Genomic DNA, 15,370 nt, shown 5'->3' with positions numbered 1-15,370 from the left:
TGGGAGGCCGTGCGCCGGGGCCGGGGCAATACTGCGGAACATGGATGGATCCGTGACCCGCGGCCGGGTTCGCCGGCTGCTGCTCCCCGTGACGGCGGCCTTCGCCACGGCCGCCCTGCTGGCCGGCTGCTCCGGCTCCGGCTCCGGCTCCGGCTCGTCGCACTCCTCCCCGGCCGAGGCCAACGCGGCCGCGCCGAAGAAGGCCGAGGCGCCCCGCAGGGCGGACGGCAGCGGACTGCAGGCCGACTACGAGCGGGTGATCAAGGACGTGCTGCCGTCGGTCGTCCAGATCGACGCGGCCAACAGCCTGGGCTCCGGGATCGTCTACGACGCCCAGGGGCACATCGTCACCAACGCCCATGTGGTGGGCGGCGCGAACACCTTCAAGGTGTCCACCGCCACCGGCGGCGGCGCGATCGTCGCCAAGCTGGTCGCGGCCTACCCCGAGCAGGACCTCGCGGTGATCAAGCTGGACTCGGTGCCGAGCGGGCTGAAGCCCGCCAGGTTCGGCGACTCCACGAAGGTCGCGATGGGCCAGATCGTGCTGGCCATGGGATCGCCGCTCGGCCTGTCCAGCAGCGTCACCCAGGGCATCGTCTCGGCGACCGGCCGGACGGTGACCGAGAGCAGCGCGGGCGGCGGCACCGGCGCCACCATCGGCAACATGGTGCAGACCTCGGCGGCGATCAACCCGGGCAACAGCGGCGGCGCGCTGGTCAACCTGGACAGCGAGATCATCGGCATCCCGACGCTGGCGGCGACCGACCCGGACATGGGCGGCAGCGCGGCCCCGGGCATCGGCTTCGCCATCCCCGTCTCGATGGTGAAGACGGTCGCGGACCAGATCGTCAAGAGCGGCAAGGTCACCGACTCGGGCCGGGCGGCCCTGGGCGTGACCGGGCGTACCGTCGTCGACTCCGACTACCGGCCCGCGGGCGTCGCGATCGTCGAGGTGAAGGGCGGCGGGGCGGCCGACAAGGCGGGACTGCGGGCCGGGGACGTCCTCACCCGGCTCGGGGACACCGACATCAGCACGATCACCTCGCTGTCGGAGGCGCTGGCCGCCGACAAGCCCGGCCAGACCGTCCAGGTGACCTATACGCGCGGCGGCTCGACCAAGACCGCCCAGGTCACCCTCGGCGAGATCTGAGCGCACCCCGCGGGGAGCGCACGGCGGCGCCCGCGGACCGCAGGGGTCCGCGGGCGCCGTCCCGTGCCACCGTGCGTCCGCGCGTCAGGACGCGTCGGCCTGCAGGCTCATCGGGCCGTAGATCTTCTTGCCGTCGTCGAAGAGGTGCACCTGGTCGGCCCCGCCCTCCAGCAGGTCCTTCCAGACCTCACCGATCCAGGACTCCGCGTCGCCCTGGGTCGTGAACTCCTCCGGCGCCACCGCCGGCTCGACCTCCGTCCCGTCGGACTTCTCGAATCGCCACGTCCACGCCATGTCCGCCTCCCGGGTCACGTTGCTGCCCGCAGCGTAGCCGGGCGCGCACCGGCTGCGGTGACGCGGGAGGATCGTCTTCGTGGAACTGACTCTCCTCGGCACCGGAGCCCCCGACGGGCTGCCGCGCCCCGACTGCCCCTGCGCCGCGTGCGCCTCGGCCCACGGCGACCAGGCGCGCGCCGCGACCGCCCTGCTCGTCGACGGCGCCCTGCTGCTCGATCTGACCCCCGGGGCGGCCCTCGCCGCCGCCCGGGCCGGGCACTCGCTCACGGGCGTGCGGCAGGTCCTGCTCACCCATCCGCACGACGGGCCCGCCGTGGAGCTGCCCCCCGGGCTCCCGTCGGCCGGGCGGGTGCCGGACGGCCGGGTCCTGACACTGATCAGCGGCCACCGGGTGCGGGCCGTGCCGATGGACGCGCCGGGCACGGGGTACGAGGTGACCTCGCCGGAGGGCGAGCGGCTGCTGTATCTGCCGCCGGGCGGCGCGCCGTCGGGGATGGCCGGGGCGTCGCACCCGTACGACATGGTGGTCTGCGACGTCCTGGGGCGGCCGGACGCGCTGGCGCGGCTGCGGGCGGCGGGCGCGGTGGGGCCCGCCACCGACGTGGTGGCCGCGCACGTCGACCACGGCGTGCCGCCCGGCCGGGAGCTGTCCAGGAGGCTGGCGGCGGCCGGGGCGCGGGCGGTGCCGGACGGGACGACGCTGATCGTCGGGGAGTACCACGCGGTGCCCGACCTGCCGCGCCGCACGCTGGTCCTCGGCGGGGCCCGCTCGGGCAAGTCGGTGGAGGCCGAGCGCCGTCTGGAGGCCTTCCCGGAGGTCGTGTACGTGGCGACGGGCGGCACCCGGGAAGGCGATCCGGAGTGGGCGGCGCGGGTCGGGCTGCACCGCGAGCGGCGGCCCGGCGCCTGGCGCACGGAGGAGACCTGCGACCTGGTGCCGCTGCTCGCCTCTCCAGGGCCCGCGCTGCTCGTCGACTGTCTGTCGCTGTGGCTGACCGACGCGATGGACCGGGCCGGGGCGTGGGAGGAGGAGAAGCTGCCGGAGGCGGTGCGGGAGCGGGTGGCCGAGCTGGTCGCGGCGGTCCGGGCGACCTCCAGGACCGTGGTGTTCGTCAGCAACGAGGTGGGCTCCGGGGTGGTGCCCGCGACGCGCGCCGGACGGATGTTCCGGGACGAGCTCGGCCGGCTCAACACGGCGGTCGCGAACGAGTGCGAGCACGTGCTTCTGGTGGTCGCCGGGCAGGCTCTGGTACTTCGCGGCTGAGCCCGGGCCTGATCTTGCCGCACCACCCGTGGAGCGGCCCCGCACTGCCGGTACTGTTCAGCGAATGAGCAGGCTGAATCTCGACGACTTCTCCGATCTGATCGAACGCCCCGACAGCGGCGTGCGGCGTGACGCCGAGGAACGCCGGGAGCGGCTGACCGTGCCGTCCGGCGCGCTCGGCCGGCTCGACGAGCTGGGCGAGTGGCTGTCCGCCGCGCAGGGCACGGTTCCGGTCAAACCCATCGAGCACCCGCGCGTGATCCTCTTCGCGGGCGACCACGGCGTCGCCGAGCTGGGCGTCTCGGCCCGCCCCGCGGGCTCCGCGCACACCCTGGTGCGGTCCGTCCTGGACGGCGCGGGCCCCGTCTCCGTACTGGCCCGCCGCCTCAACGCCCCTGTACGGATCGTCGACGCGGGTCTGGACTGCGACCCGGAACTGCTGCCCGAGGACGTCGTACGGCACCGGGTGCGGCGCGGCAGCGGGCGGATCGACGTCGAGGACGCGCTGACCGTGGAGGAGGCCGAGGCGGCCGTACGCCTCGGGATGCGCATCGCCGACGAGGAGGCCGACTCCGGCACCGACCTGGTCGTCCTCGGCGACCTCAGCGTCGGCGGCACCACCGCCGCGGCCACCCTGATCGCGGCGCTCTGCGGCACCGACGCCTCCGTGGTCACGGGGCGTGGCGGGGCCACGATCGACGACCTGGCGTGGATGCGCAAGTGCGCGGCGATCCGGGACGCGCTGCGCCGCGCGCGGCCGGTTCTGGGCGACCAGCTGGAGCTGCTGGCGGCCGTCGGCGGCGCCGACCTTGCCGCGACCACCGGTTTTCTGCTTCAGTGCGCGGTGCGCCGAATGCCGGTCATCCTCGACGGGGTGGTCTCCTCGGCCTGCGCGCTCGTTGCCCAGCGGGCCGCCTTCCGGGCTCCGGACTGGTGGCTGGCCGGTCAGCTGAGCGGTGAACCGGCCCAGTCCAAGGCACTGGACCGGATGGCACTCAACCCTCTGCTCGATCACGGCGTCACTGTCGGTGAAGGAACCGGGGCCCTGCTCGCGCTCCCCCTCGTGCAGGCCGCCGCCGCCCTTGCCGCGGAGCTGCCCGAGCGCGCGGAGACCGAGGGGGATCGCGCCGAAGACTGAGCCGCGGCGCGGCCGGGCACCGCCCCGGCCGCGGCCGTGACCGCCATGAGGCGCGATGTCCATGCCCCATATGATCGCGTTTCATTGGAGAAGTCCGCTTGACCACCGAAGGATTGAACCGGAGCACCGTCCGGTCGCGACGCAGTGCGGCATTCGCCGTCTGGTACCTGCGCGCCGTGACGTTCATCAACTTCCTGAGCGCCGTATGGGTTTCGCTGGGCCAGGACCTTCGGCGTCACAACACGGACGAGTACTTCACGCCGTATCTGCTCGACGCCGGTTTCGCCTCGGGCGTGCTCACGCTCTTCCTCGCGGTCACCATGCGCCGCCGCAAGCGGGCCGCCTGGATCCTGAACATGGTGCTCAGCGGCCTGGTCCTACTGCTGTACGCGTTCGTCATGGTCTTCCCGGAGTTCCGGCAGTACGCGCAGAACTGGGTGTCCCTGGTCCTGACCGCCGCCTTCGTGCTCGCGCTGCTGCTCAGCCGGCGCGAGTTCTACGCGAAGGGCGACCGCTCCAACCCCAGGCTCGCGGCGGCCGTCGCGGGCATCGGGCTGCTGGTCACCTCGCTGATGGCCACGCTCCTGGTCACCGTCACCAACACGTACGAGGGCGCCCAGCACTCCACGTTCCTGGGCCGCTGGCGGTACGGCGTGATGCGGCTCGTCTCGCTGGTGCCGGACGACAACGACATCACCGGGATCGACACCCCGGGCTGGGTCGACGTCACCATCAACGTCCTGTCCACGCTGCTGCTCATCGCCGTGATCTACGCGGCCTTCCGCAACCGCAAGGCCGTCGACCCGATCACCGTCGAGGACGAGGACAAGCTGCGCGCGCTCCTGGACAAGCAGGGCGAGCGCGACTCCCTCGGCTACTTCGCGCTGCGCCGCGAGAAGAGCGTCATCTGGTCCCCCACCGGCAAGGCCGCCGTGGCCTACCGGGTGGTGGGCGGCGTCTCGCTGGCCTCCGGCGACCCGATCGGCGACCCCGAAGCGTGGCCCGGCGCGATCGAGCCGTGGCTGGCCGAGGCGCGCGAGCACGGCTGGACCCCGGCGGTGATGGGCGCAAGCGAGGAGGCGGGCACCATCTACGCCCGGCATGGCCTGGACGCCCTCGAACTCGGCGACGAGGCGCTCGTGGAGACTGCCGACTTCACCCTCGACGGCCGCGCCATGCGGACCGTCCGCCAGGCGTACAACCGGGTGAAGCGTGCCGGATACGAGGTGAGGATCCGCCGTCACGCGGACATCCCTTCCGATGAGATGAGTGAACTGCTGCGCAAGGCCGACGACTGGCGCGACGGCGCCACCGAGCGCGGCTTCTCCATGGCCCTGGGCCGTCTGGGCGACCCGGCGGACGGTCAGTGCGTGATGCTGGAGTGCACCGACGGCAACGGCGACCTGCGGGCCGTCCTGAGCTTCGTGCCGTGGGGACCCAACGGGCTCTCCCTCGACCTGATGCGCCGCGACCGGGACTCCGAGAACGGCCTGATGGAGTTCATGGTCATCGAGCTCCTCCAGCGCGCCAAGGAGATCCGGACCACCCAGGTCTCGCTGAACTTCGCGATGTTCCGCTCCGTCTTCGAACGCGGCTCGAAGCTCGGCGCGGGACCCGTGCTGAGGCTGTGGCGCTCGCTGCTCAGCTTCTTCTCCCGCTGGTGGCAGATCGAGTCGCTGTACCGCGCCAACGCCAAGTACCGCCCGATCTGGGAACCCCGCTTCATGCTCTTCGAGAAGTCCGCCGACCTGCCGCGCATCGGTATCGCGGCCGCGCGCGCGGAAGGCTTCCTGGAGGCCCCCGGGCTGCCCAAGTGGCTGCACCGCAAGCACCTGGAGTCCCAGAGGTGAGGGTCCCCCGCTCCCTGATCGGCAACGGACCAGTACGTCGGTTCGCCCGGCGGGAGTGGGGTCCGCTTTACCTGGCCGTCCGCTACGCGCTCCGCACCCAGCGCTGGCGGGCGGTCCCCATGACGCTCGGCGCGGTCGCGCTGACATCGTTGTTCCAAGTCGTCCAGAACCAGTCCTGGGGCTTCCGCCCGGTCCAGGTGATCGGCTCGGTCAAGGCCGAGGACGCGCTGTGGATCTCGCTGCTTCGCACCCCGCTCTCCCTCTTCGTCCCGGCCCTCGACCTGCCGGTCTGGGGCGCGCTCGCCCAGCTGCTGCTGGTCTTCGGGATCGCGGAGATCTGCATCGGCCGCCGCCACACCCTGCTCATCGCCTACGCGGCGACCCTGGCCGGGACGATGTACGCGCGCGTGGGCATCGCCCTCGGCCCCGACAGCGTCCTGGGGCTGCCCGCCTCGGACGCCAAGATGGTCGACACCGGCCCCTCGGCCGCGGTGGTGGGGCTCGCGGTGTACGTGTGCTGGCGCTACCGGGCGTACTGGACGGCCGGGGTGGTGGCCGCCTCGATGGTCGGCGAGGTGCTGCTCAAGGACAACCTCGCGGGCAAGGAGCACATCGCGGCGCTCGTCGCGGTGGGCGTGCTGTGCTGGATCACCTCGGTCCGCCAGAAGCGCCGCCGCGACCGCGCCGCTCAGGGGCGGCGCACCGGCAGCCTGTCCGGGGCACCGCCGATAAAGTCCTGAACCCGGCGCCGCAGCCGCGTCCAGCGCCGGTCGTGCCGGTAGACCCGCATCGCCGAGCGGGCGCGGGCCCTGGGCCGCTTGCGGTAGAAGCGGCGGGCCCACGGCGAGCCGGGCCGGGCGAGCCGGATGGCGCCGATCAGCGCCACGAACGGGACGAGCGTGCCCATGATGGCGAGCCGGAACTTGCCCTTGAACAGCGCGATCAGCACGAAGCAGAAGTTGATCCAGAGGGTGAGGACGAACGACGCCCGGTCGTGCTGCTCCTGCGCGGTCATGTCGTTGACGCCGAGCGGCGAGAACCCGCCCAGGGTGAGCAGCACCAGGGCGGCGGTCAGCACCACCACCTCGACGCTCTTGCGGCCCTGCTCGGTCCAGTAGACGTCGTCCAGGTGCAGGATCAGCGCGAACTCGTCGAGGACCAGGCCCGCGCCGATCCCGAAGACCACCGCGAAGACACCGGCGCCGATCCCGTTCCGCCCGCTGCCGACCGCCCCGAACCCGCCCACCACCGTGAGGATCACCCCGGGCACCACGTGGTGGATGTGCAGCCCGCCCGGCCTGATGTTGCGGAACGGGCCGCGCCCGGCGCGGATGAGCCGGGTGATCGTACGGGTGACGAGGAAGGTCAGCACGAACGACGCCAGGGCGAGCAGCATCGGAAGCTTGCCCGGCTCGACGAAGTTCCGGTTGAACCAGCTCATCCCCGTCCGCCCTGAATCGGAGGAGTGCATGCAATACGCGCAATTTACCCCGGTGGGGCCGGGAGCGACGCGCGGGATACCCTGCGGCCGATGAATCCCATGGACGGCATACGGTTCGCCTTCGGCACGCTCACCGCGCTCCCGGTACGGGTCACCCGCTGGGACCGCGAGGCGGCCCGGTCCGGGATGCTCTGGGCGCCCCTGGCGGGCCTGGTGCTCGGCCTCTGCGCGGCGGCCGCAGGAGGCCTCCTCCTGCTCCTCGACTCGGGCCCGCTGCTCGCCGCCGTCGCCACGGCCGCGGTCCCGGCCGCGCTCACCCGGGGGCTGCACCTGGACGGCCTGGCGGACGTGGCGGACGGCCTGGGCAGCGCCAAGCCCGCGGAGGACGCGCTGCGGATCATGAAGCAGTCGGACATCGGCCCGTTCGGCGTGCTCACGCTGGTCTTCGTGCTCCTGGGCCAGGTGGCCGTACTCGCCGAGCTGTACGCGGCGAGCTGGACGCGGGGCGCGGTGGCGACGGCGGTGGCGGCCGCCGCGTCCCGGCTGGCCCTCACCCTGTCGTGCCGCCCGGGCGTCCCCCCGGCCCGCCCGGACGGTTTGGGGGCGGCCGTGGCGGGCGCGGTGCCCCTGCGGGCGGCGGTGGGGGTGGCGGTGCTGGTCGCGGCCGGGTGCGCGGCCGGGGCCGGGGTGACGCTGGGTCTTGGCGCGGCCCTCCACCACGCCCTGGCGGTCGCGGCGGGCCTGCTGGCGGCCCAACTGCTCCTGACGCACTGCGTACGCCGCTTCGGCGGGGTCACGGGGGACGTGTTCGGCGCGGTGGCCGAGACGGCGACGACCACGGCCCTGATCGTGTCGGCGCTGGGGGCGGTCTAGGGACTGCGGGCCGTCTTGGACTGAGCGCGCAGTTCCCCGCGCCCCTTCTTGGCCCGGTCTTTGTCCGCGGGCCGGTGGGGGCTGGTCGCGCAGTTCCCCGCGCCCCTGAAAGCCTGTGGCTGAGCTGGGTTTTCTGGCTGCGGCGGACCACCTAAGGGGCGCGGGGAACTGCGCGCTCAGCCCAGCACGGCCCGCGGACAAACGAGGGTTTTGCGGCTCCGCCGCGCGGGCGCGACCAGCAAGGGATGCCGCGTAGCGGCATTTCAGGGGCGCGGGGAACTGCGCGACCAGCCCCCACCGGCCCGCAGCCGAAAGCGATCCTCAACAGGCCTGACGCCACGTCCCCAGATCCAACTCCTTCCGCATGGCGCTCAGCCGCAACCCCCGCGCCGCATCACAGAACTTCCCCGGCGCCAGCTTGTACTCCACGTTGAAGACGGCCTTCCCCGCCTTCACGAACGGCGCCAACTGATCGCACTCGCCGAACTCCGCACACTGCTCGTTCACCGCGAAGTCGAAGTCCCCCACCAGCTCCGGGATCTGGTCGAGGTCGTTCTTCAGCCCGACCGCCAGCCCCCGGTCATGGGCGAGCCGCGCGATCAGCCGGTTGTACGCGAGCTGCTGGGCCGCCGTGAGCGGGAACCCGGTCTCGTTGTCGTAGCCGTCCATGTTGTCCGGCTCGACCGCGTCGAACCCCTTCTCCCGGCACATGTCGAACCGCTCGGCCATCAGCGGTCCCAGTACGTCCGTGCGGCGGACGTCGAGCCAGCGCTCGCCCTTCCAGCCGTTGCTCTTGCCGAGCACCGACTTGGGGAACCGGTCGGCGTCCGGGCGGAAGTCCTCCCAGGCGCCCGTCGACACGTAACAGATGACCTTGCGTCCGCGCCGGTGCAGATCGTCGACCTGCGCCTTGGAGACGTTGAAGCCGTCGACGTCGTACACCGGCACGTCCACCGTCGGGTCGAGCTTCCCGGTGAGCTGCCACTGCCAGGCGAGGCCGGGCCGCGGCTGCCAGCGCGCACCGCCGGGCTTCGGCGAGGGGCTGGACGGGCCCGGGCGGGACGCGGACGGGCTCGGCGCGGCGCTCGACTCGTCCGGCCCAGGCCTGTCGTCCTCGTCCGAGGACGACGAGGAGCACCCCGCCACCAGGAGCAGCAGCAGGACCAGCGCGAGCGGGAGGCGTCTCATCGGGCGGCCTCCAGGAGGTGCGGCAGGGTGCCCCAGGGGTGCGGGGCGTCGCCCGGCACCGCGCAGTGCACGGACGTGGTGGGCCGGGCGCCGGGCGGGGCCGCGTACACCAGGTGGCAGAAGCGCTCGGGCGGGTGGTCCAGGGTCCACTCCGGGGCGCGCACCTCGGGATAGGCCGCCCAGGTGCCCTCGAACGTGACCAGCAGGTCCGCGAGGTCGGCGTAGCCGGGGTCGGGGTGGGCGCCGTGGTTGAGGACCAGGGCGCGGGCCCCGGCCGCGCGGGCGGCGACCGAGAGCCGCCGGTAGTGCGGCAGCAGCGCCGGGTCGGTGGCCGCCTGGTCGAGGAAGGCGCCGTCGGCCCCGTACCAGTCGCGGTGGCGCAGCAGGTCGCGTACGACGTCGGCGTGCGGGCGGCGGCCGTAGTCCGTGTCCGCGTAGCCGAGGACGGGGACACCGGCCTCCCGCAGCCGGGCCGCGGCCTCGGCGAACGCCGGGTCCGGGGCCTCCCCCGCGCCGCTGGCCGGGTTGAGCACCACCCCGTACAGCAGGGCGGCCGCAGCGATCAGCGTCTCCCAGGCGTCGGGCCGGTCGGCCGGGTGGTCGTAGAACGGGACGAGGAGGTTCCTCCCGGTGTCCCGCGCGGTGCGCGTGGCGTGCATGGTGTGCGTGACTTCCGTCCTGATGCGCGCGGCCGCCGCGGGCCCCGCTCCGTATGCGGTCGTGCCTGATCCGGTCGTACCCGATGCAGTCATACCCGGTGGGCCGTCGCCCTTCCCAGCAGCGCGCCCACGAGCCCGGCGAGCACCACCGCGGCCACGCCCGCCACCACCGGCCCGACCGTGTGCGGGTGGCCCGCCCCGGTCGCCAGGGCGAGGACCTGCACCCCGCCCGCCGTGCAGCAGACGGCGGCGGCGCTGCGGACCGCCCCGAACGACTGGAGCAGCAGCGCGGTCCACAGGACCATGCCGGTGAGCAGCAGCCCGGTGAGGCGGAGCGCGCCCAGTTCGGGGGCGCCCGGCCACAAGAGCGTGCCGACGACCGTGAGGGCGAAGAGGATGGCGAGATAGCCGCTCAGACAGACCGCGATGGTGATCACGGTCGCCTTGCGGAAGCCGTACGCGGTGGTGCTGGCCCGCAGCCCGGCCAGGCTCTCGCTGCGGAAGCGGTACAGCAGCCACTCGGCGGGTCCCATGCTCAGGGTGAGCGCCACGGCCGAGGGCGCGGCCACGGCGGCCCCGGCCCCGTCGGCGAACACGTCCCCGACGGCCGCGTAGAGCACCAGGACGCCGGTGCCCAGGCCGAACAGGGCGTACGGGACGGACGCGGCGAGCCGTGGGCCCGGCCGGTCGTCGTCCGCTCCCCCGGCGGCGGCCGCGCCGGCCAGGGCCCGCCAGGCGAAGCCGGCCGCGGCGGCGAGCGAGAGCAGCAGCAGCCCGGTGCGCAGCACCTCGGGCGGGTCGACGGCGACGGTCCCCGCCGCGCCCGCCGCCATCGGCAGCAGCGCGACCAGCAGGTCCCGCTCGCGCCCCATGGCGAGCAGCACGGTCGCCGCCGCCAGATAGACGGCCTGCCCGGCGGCGAAGGAGGCGGCGGACAGTTCGCCGGGCCCGCTCGCCGCCAGCGCCACCAGGGCGCTCAGGACGGCCCCCAGTGGCGCCCCGGTGCGCAGGGCGGCGGCCGCGGCGGGCCGGTCGCCGAGGCCCAGCCAGGCGTACGCGCGGTGCGAGAGGCCCTGGTTCCACACCCAGCCGGTGACGGCCCCGGCGAGCAGCGGGACCGTGCCGGCGGGCAGACCGAAGCCGTCCGGGGGCCCGGTGAGCAGCGGCGCCCCCAGGACGTACGCGAGGCCGGGCAGCGCGAAGACCAGGCCGCGCAGCAGACAGGCGGGCAGGGTGGCGTGCCAGGGGTCGGCGGCCGGGCCCGCGGCGGGCGGGTAGCGGCGCTCCACGCGCGCGTAGAGGTCCTCGGCGAGCTCGAAGGAGTCGTGGCGGCCGTAGGTCGTACGGATGTGGGCGTCGGTCATGCCGTCGGATTCGAGGATGGCCGCGACCTCGTCCGGGTGGACGGCGGCGGCGATCAACTCCTCCAGGCGGTCGGCCAGTTCGTCGATGGGGTCGGCGGCGACGGCGTGCGGACGCTGGCGCGGGATGAACGGCAGGGTGTCCTGTCCCTCCTTGCCCAGCCAGAGCGAGCCGCTCACCAGACGGATCCGTCCGACGCCAGCTCCCGGTACCAGGGGTCGGTGAGTTCGAGCGTCCAGTCGTCCGACTCCTGCGGCACCTCGACGCGCGGCTCGGCGACCGGCGCGTACCGCGGTACGGGCTCCGGGCCGCCGGCGAGCTCCAGATAGATCCGGCGGAACCCGTCCACGGACCGGTGGAGCGTGAACTGGTCGACGACCCGGCTGCGGGCCCGCGCCCCCAGCTCGGTTCGGTACGCGTCGTCGCGCAGCAGCGCGAGCGCGGCCTCGGCCATCAGCGCGGGCTCGCGCGGCGGCACCACCAGACCGGCGTCCCCGACGGCCTCGCGCACCCCGCCCACGTCCGTGGAGACCGTGGCGCGGCCGCAGGACATCGCCTCTATCAACGAGAAAGGGAACCCCTCACTGATGCTGGAGAGCATCACCACGCTCCCCGCCGCGTACGCGCTGGCGACGTCGCTGATGCGGCCCTCGTAGCTGATGCCGTCGGTCACGCCGAGTTCGGCGGCGAGCTTCTCCAGACGGGTGCGGTAGTCCGCGTTGCCCGCCGGGACGGGGCCGAACAGCCGCAGCCGCACCTCGGGCAGCTCCGCCCTGACCATGGCGTACGCCCGGATCAGGGTCTCCAGGTCCTTGATGGGGTCGACGCGGCCGCACCAGCTGAGGGTGGGCACCGCGGGGTCGGGTCCGGCGTGCGGGAAGAGGTTGGGGTCGACGCCGTTGTAGACCGTCCTGATGCGGTCCACCGGCGCCCCGCCGCGCTCCTCCCAGCGGCGGTTGTACTGGTTGCACGGGGTGATGAGGTCGGCCTGGCGGTAGCCCATCGAGTTGAGCTCGCGGTAGAAGCTGAGGATCACCGACTTCACCGGCCAGGTCTGCTCGCCGGTGCGGTAGCCGAGGTAGCGCTCGCGCAGATAGATGCCGTGTTCGGTGAGGAGAAAGGGCACGCCGTCGAAGTGCTGGGCGGCGAGCGCGGGCAGGGTGGCGAGCCCGCTGCTGACCGCGTGCGCCACGCAGTCCTCCGGGAGCCGGGCGGCCAGCGGGCGCAGCGCGTGTTCGAGGAGGTCGGTGGCGGTCAGGGCGTCGTGCACGGTGGGCCGTGCGGCGGCTATCTGGAGGTGCGGCATGGTCCAGATCCACATCAGCGACCGCAGCGCGGCCTCCGAGCGCAGCGCCGCCGAGAGCCGCCCGGCCCGGGCCAGCCGCGCCAGGGCGTACAGCCCCTGGGTGAAGTCGCAGCCGGACTCCGGGTCGAGCATCGAGAGCAGGAACCGCTCATAGACGTCTATGAAACGGCGCCGCTCCTTGCCGAGGAGTGGCCGCCGCGCCGGCACCGTCCCCCACAGGGGGAACGCCGTGTGCCGGTACACGTTCGGCGGCAGCTCCCAGGTGACCGGCTCGCGGCCGCTGCCGGTGAGGGCCAGGACGTTGAAGTCGACCTCCGGCATACCGCGGACGAGCTGGTCGCACCAGGTGCTCACACCTCCGTGGATGTGCGGATAGGTGCCTTCCGTGAGCATGGTGACATGACGGCCACTGCTCGGCATTGGTGTCCCCCCTGGACAGCGAATGTCAGTCGGCTGGTCAGGCCGGAAGCTTCAGCGTGATCGCCGCCTGGAGCGGTCCGGGTGAGGACCAGGCGGAGCGCTGACCCGCGTACGGCGTGCCGAACACGGTGGTACCGAGGAGCTGTTGCTGCCGGGTGCCCTCGGGAGCGGTGACGGGTGCCACCACGCCCGACGGCGCCTGGACGGTCACGGTCGTACCGATGCGGTACGCGGTGACCTTGCCGTCCGCGACCGCCTGGGCCCACGTGGACTGGCGGCCGAGTTCGGTGCCGATGTCCCGCTGGCGCAGGTTGACGACGGGCGCGCTGTCGGCGAAGAGACCACGATAGTCGCCGAGGACCTTGTCCAGGACCGGGTAGAGGATCCGCTCCTCGGCGAGGTTGGACTGGTGGACGTAGTGCGGCCGCGGGTCGTTGCCGAGCACGTGGCGCAGCGCGGTGCCGGCCTCCTGGGGAACGATGTGGGACTGGTAGCCGGTGGCGGTGTCCAGCGGCGCGGGCAGGCAGGTGGACGTCGGGTTGTCCTCGCAGATCCCGCTGCCGCCGTCCGCCTTCGAGGTGTAGATCCAGTTGTACTCGTCGGTCATCTCGGCCGCCTTGCCGACGTTGTAGTACACGTTCATCGGGTAGCGCGGCACCGTGAGGGCCTTGCCGACCGGGCGCTGCTGCGGCTCGCGCGAGTTGTCGCTCCCCGTCCACTTGACCCCGGCGTCGGCCAGGCCGCCGGCCAGGTTGGGGTTGTCCTGGGGCTGCTGCGGCAGGGTCTTCAGGCCGGAGTGCTCACCGGTGACCAGTTCGGTGCGGTCGACCGGAAGGCCCTTCTGCACGCCCCAGTTGTAGTTGTTGTTGATCTGGCCGGAAATATCGCTCCGGCTCACCCACTTGGTGCTGCCGTCCGCGTTCTTCGCGCAGGTCCAGGGGACGGTGGTGGTGTCCTGGACGCAGCCGAGGAACTCGTGCGTGTAGGTGTGGTTCTCCCAGCGGAACTTGGCCTTGTCGGCGAGGAGCTGGGCGGTGAGCGCGTCGGTGCCGCCGTTCTCCGCCTTCCACTCCTCCCCCGAACCCGCGTTGTACAGCATGTCGAGGGTGAAACCGCTGGTCTGCTCCCACTGGGCGGCGTACTGCGCGTCGGCCGCCGTCATCCGGATGTCGCTGGTCCGACCGCTCCCGTCGGCGCAGTCGAAGTCGCCCGGCGTGCAGTTGGCCGTGGTGTCCCAGCGGGCGTCCGGCGCGAAGACATCGTCGACATGCACGGCAAAATAGTTGCGGCTCTGCCCGAGGTGTACGCCTTGAGTCAGCCATTCCACCATGCCGCGGGCAAGTACCTTGAACTGCTCCTGGTACTGGTTGTACGCGAAGGTGACGACCAGTTCGCTGCGCCCGTCGCGGGTGTAGGACCCGACCAGAGAACCGCCGGCGGGCGCGGTGAGGTAGCTGGTGTAGCCCTCCCGGGGATGGCCCGCGTACCCGTAGCTCTCCGAGACCAGGGCGGAGTTGTCCTCGAAGGGAACCGTTCCGTCAAGGTAGTTGAACGGCCCGGCCTTGCCGTCCGCGGTGACCTGGGTCTTGGCGCCGTCCAGGACGCCCGCCCAACCGCCGTTCTGGTCGGTGTAGTCGAGCCCGACCTCGGGGTGGGCCCAGGTGTAGGCGTCGATCTGGCGGATGCCGAAGGTCTTCTCGTACGCCGCGAGCGCGGTCTGCTCGGGGGCGTCGGCGGAGCCGAACGGGATCTCGTTGGGCGCGACGACGCCCTGGAACTTGGCGCGGGGCCGCCCGCTCACCGTGTCGCTCAGGAACGCCGCGTCGATCGTCTGGCGCCCGGCGTCGTTCAGTCTCACCGTCTGGTACGGCAGTCCGATGCTCTTCAGCTGGGCCACCAGCGCGTCCACCGCGCTGCCCCCGTCGTCCAGGACGAGCACCTTGAGGTCGATGCGCGCAGGTGTCGCCGTCGTGTCGGCACTCGCCGCGGGTATGCCCGCCGCCAGCACGCCGGCGGTCAACAGCGCCACCGTGGTTCTGCCCGCCTTCAGGCGGTTCGCCTTCTTCAATGTTTCCCCCCTCAATGGGGGCCCTTCCGCATGCGTGCGCACATGGCAGGACCTGTGGAGATGATGCAAAGGAGCCCTGTGCGCCCTTGCCCGAACGGGCCGAGTGTGACCGAGCAGTCACAGTCTGGCGGGGAAACATTGAAGAGACACCACGGATGAGTGAATTGCCGCCACCGTGATCGAAGCGCGTCTTTGCGCGTACGCTCAGATCCACGCCCAAGTCGGCCGATTTACGGTGTGTCGGGGCACAGCCGACCCACCCGGCGGCCCGGAAAATCAGCCACGGATGAGTGAATTGCCGCTGCTGTGAGCGAAACGTATGAGCGCGCGTACGCTCGTATCCGCGCCCAACTC

13 protein-coding genes are annotated in these 15,370 nt (G+C 72.6%); 6 read left to right on the top strand and 7 right to left on the bottom strand.

What is annotated here, in order from left to right:
- The first annotated feature begins 40 nt into the window (after positions 1 to 40).
- Entirely contained in the window at positions 41 to 1,150 is a 1,110-nt protein-coding gene (locus tag QIY60_RS20705) for a trypsin-like peptidase domain-containing protein (RefSeq protein ID WP_283143762.1), read from the top strand.
- 84 nt (positions 1,151 to 1,234) lie between these two features.
- Here QIY60_RS20705 and QIY60_RS20700 read toward each other — a convergent pair whose 3' ends face one another.
- Positions 1,235 to 1,444, bottom strand: a complete 210-nt coding sequence (locus QIY60_RS20700; RefSeq protein ID WP_283146018.1) for a hypothetical protein — start codon at positions 1,442 to 1,444, stop codon at positions 1,235 to 1,237.
- Between the two features lie 79 nt (positions 1,445 to 1,523).
- Between QIY60_RS20700 and QIY60_RS20695 the strand changes: the two genes are divergently transcribed.
- From QIY60_RS20695 to QIY60_RS20680, 4 genes are all read left to right on the top strand, one after another.
- The gene (locus tag QIY60_RS20695) at positions 1,524 to 2,711 is read left to right on the top strand and encodes a bifunctional adenosylcobinamide kinase/adenosylcobinamide-phosphate guanylyltransferase (protein WP_283143761.1); all 1,188 of its coding nucleotides are present in this window, start codon (positions 1,524 to 1,526) and stop codon (positions 2,709 to 2,711) included.
- A gap of 64 nt (positions 2,712 to 2,775) precedes the next feature.
- A complete protein-coding gene (gene cobT / locus QIY60_RS20690; RefSeq protein WP_283143760.1) occupies positions 2,776 to 3,849 on the top strand; it encodes a nicotinate-nucleotide--dimethylbenzimidazole phosphoribosyltransferase in 1,074 nt (357 codons plus the stop codon).
- Between the two features lie 83 nt (positions 3,850 to 3,932).
- On the top strand, positions 3,933 to 5,699 hold the full coding sequence (locus tag QIY60_RS20685; protein ID WP_283146017.1) for a phosphatidylglycerol lysyltransferase domain-containing protein: 1,767 nt from the start codon (positions 3,933 to 3,935) through the stop codon (positions 5,697 to 5,699).
- Positions 5,696 to 6,439, top strand: coding sequence for a hypothetical protein (locus tag QIY60_RS20680; protein ID WP_283143759.1), 744 nt, complete (start codon positions 5,696 to 5,698; stop codon positions 6,437 to 6,439). The genes QIY60_RS20685 and QIY60_RS20680 overlap by 4 nt, the downstream gene beginning before the upstream one ends.
- Here the strand turns inward: QIY60_RS20680 and QIY60_RS20675 are convergent.
- A complete protein-coding gene (locus QIY60_RS20675) occupies positions 6,388 to 7,140 on the bottom strand; it encodes a hypothetical protein (RefSeq protein ID WP_283143758.1) in 753 nt (250 codons plus the stop codon). The genes QIY60_RS20680 and QIY60_RS20675 overlap by 52 nt on opposite strands.
- A 90-nt stretch (positions 7,141 to 7,230) precedes the next feature.
- Between QIY60_RS20675 and QIY60_RS20670 the strand changes: the two genes are divergently transcribed.
- Positions 7,231 to 8,013, top strand: coding sequence for an adenosylcobinamide-GDP ribazoletransferase (locus tag QIY60_RS20670; protein ID WP_283143757.1), 783 nt, complete (start codon positions 7,231 to 7,233; stop codon positions 8,011 to 8,013).
- 321 nt (positions 8,014 to 8,334) lie between these two features.
- Here the strand turns inward: QIY60_RS20670 and QIY60_RS20665 are convergent, their stop codons facing one another.
- The 5 genes from QIY60_RS20665 to QIY60_RS20645 all read right to left on the bottom strand — a co-directional run bounded on the left by QIY60_RS20665 (position 8,335) and on the right by QIY60_RS20645 (position 15,016).
- A complete protein-coding gene (locus QIY60_RS20665) occupies positions 8,335 to 9,201 on the bottom strand; it encodes an endo alpha-1,4 polygalactosaminidase (RefSeq protein WP_283143756.1) in 867 nt (288 codons plus the stop codon).
- A complete protein-coding gene (locus tag QIY60_RS20660) occupies positions 9,198 to 9,860 on the bottom strand; it encodes a spherulation-specific family 4 protein (RefSeq protein ID WP_283143755.1) in 663 nt (220 codons plus the stop codon). The genes QIY60_RS20665 and QIY60_RS20660 overlap by 4 nt, the downstream gene beginning before the upstream one ends.
- Positions 9,861 to 9,949: 89 nt before the next feature.
- Positions 9,950 to 11,401, bottom strand: coding sequence for a hypothetical protein (locus QIY60_RS20655; RefSeq protein ID WP_283143754.1), 1,452 nt, complete (start codon positions 11,399 to 11,401; stop codon positions 9,950 to 9,952).
- A complete protein-coding gene (gene pelF / locus QIY60_RS20650) occupies positions 11,398 to 12,948 on the bottom strand; it encodes a GT4 family glycosyltransferase PelF (protein WP_283143753.1) in 1,551 nt (516 codons plus the stop codon). The genes QIY60_RS20655 and pelF overlap by 4 nt, the downstream gene beginning before the upstream one ends.
- Positions 12,949 to 12,985: 37 nt before the next feature.
- Positions 12,986 to 15,016 carry a hypothetical protein gene (locus QIY60_RS20645; protein ID WP_283143752.1) on the bottom strand — a complete coding sequence of 677 codons (2,031 nt, stop codon included), beginning with the start codon at positions 15,014 to 15,016 and terminating at the stop codon, positions 12,986 to 12,988.
- Positions 15,017 to 15,370 lie beyond the last annotated feature (354 nt).

Origin of the sequence: Streptomyces sp. BPTC-684, from assembly GCF_030028635.1 — a bacterium.
Taxonomy (GTDB): domain Bacteria; phylum Actinomycetota; class Actinomycetes; order Streptomycetales; family Streptomycetaceae; genus Streptomyces; species Streptomyces noboritoensis.
The sequence above is the reverse complement of the archived record's forward strand: the minus strand, read 5'-3'. Positions and strand labels throughout refer to the sequence as shown.

Bases quoted from the DNA above. Each gene is read 5' to 3' on its own strand.
- QIY60_RS20700 (WP_283146018.1), bottom strand. From the start codon at position 1,444: ATGGCGTGGACGTGGCGATTCGAGAAGTCCGACGGGACGGAGGTCGAG.
- QIY60_RS20675 (WP_283143758.1), bottom strand. From the start codon at position 7,140: ATGAGCTGGTTCAACCGGAACTTCGTCGAGCCGGGCAAGCTTCCGATG.
- pelF (WP_283143753.1), bottom strand. From the start codon at position 12,948: ATGCCGAGCAGTGGCCGTCATGTCACCATGCTCACGGAAGGCACCTAT.
- QIY60_RS20670 (WP_283143757.1), top strand. From the start codon at position 7,231: ATGAATCCCATGGACGGCATACGGTTCGCCTTCGGCACGCTCACCGCG.
- QIY60_RS20665 (WP_283143756.1), bottom strand. From the start codon at position 9,201: ATGAGACGCCTCCCGCTCGCGCTGGTCCTGCTGCTGCTCCTGGTGGCG.
- QIY60_RS20660 (WP_283143755.1), bottom strand. From the start codon at position 9,860: ATGCACGCCACGCGCACCGCGCGGGACACCGGGAGGAACCTCCTCGTC.
- cobT (WP_283143760.1), top strand. From the start codon at position 2,776: ATGAGCAGGCTGAATCTCGACGACTTCTCCGATCTGATCGAACGCCCC.
- QIY60_RS20705 (WP_283143762.1), top strand. From the start codon at position 41: ATGGATGGATCCGTGACCCGCGGCCGGGTTCGCCGGCTGCTGCTCCCC.